This is a genomic window from Bacillus sp. Nf3 (genome assembly GCF_003028545.1).
In the GTDB taxonomy this organism is placed as follows: domain Bacteria; phylum Bacillota; class Bacilli; order Bacillales; family Bacillaceae; genus Bacillus; species Bacillus safensis.
This window is the reverse complement of the sequence record NZ_PYUA01000074.1, coordinates 1-567: the sequence shown is the minus strand read 5'-3', so window position 1 is coordinate 567 and position 567 is coordinate 1. Positions and strand designations below refer to the sequence as shown.

1 protein-coding gene is annotated in these 567 nt (G+C 64.7%); it reads right to left on the bottom strand.

The annotated features are described in order from the left end of the window. Positions 1-567: efflux RND transporter permease subunit (locus C9414_RS20905; RefSeq protein WP_181286197.1), on the bottom strand; the 567-nt coding region annotated here is incomplete at both ends.

The following is a 567-nucleotide window of genomic DNA, read 5'->3' as shown; positions in this document are numbered from 1 at the left end:
AACAACACACCCATCAGCATGAACAGTGCCGCCACGATGCCCATGAACCGCCACGGGCGATGGATGATGCCGCGCACGCCGCGCTGGTAGCTTTCGCTGGTGCGGTCGAAGCCGCGGTTGAAGCCATTGAAGAAGCGGCCGGCCAGGCCACGGTGGGCGACATGGTGCTCGCCCTTCTTCAGCGGCTTGAGCATGGTCGCGCACAGCGCCGGGGTCAACACGATCGCCACCAGTACCGACAACGCCATCGCCGAGACGATCGTGGCCGAGAACTGGCGATAGATCACGCCGGTGGAGCCACTCATGAAGGCCATCGGCACGAACACCGCCGACAGCACCAGGCCGATGCCCACCAGCGCGCCGGTGATCTGGCCCATCGACTTGCGGGTGGCCTCCAGCGGCGACAGTCCTTCCTCGGACATGATGCGTTCGACGTTCTCCACCACCACGATGGCATCGTCCACCAGCAGACCGATGGCCAATACCAGCGCGAACATGGTCAGCGTGTTGATCGAATAGCCGAACGCGGCCAGCACGCCGAACGTGCCCAGCAGCACCACCGGCACC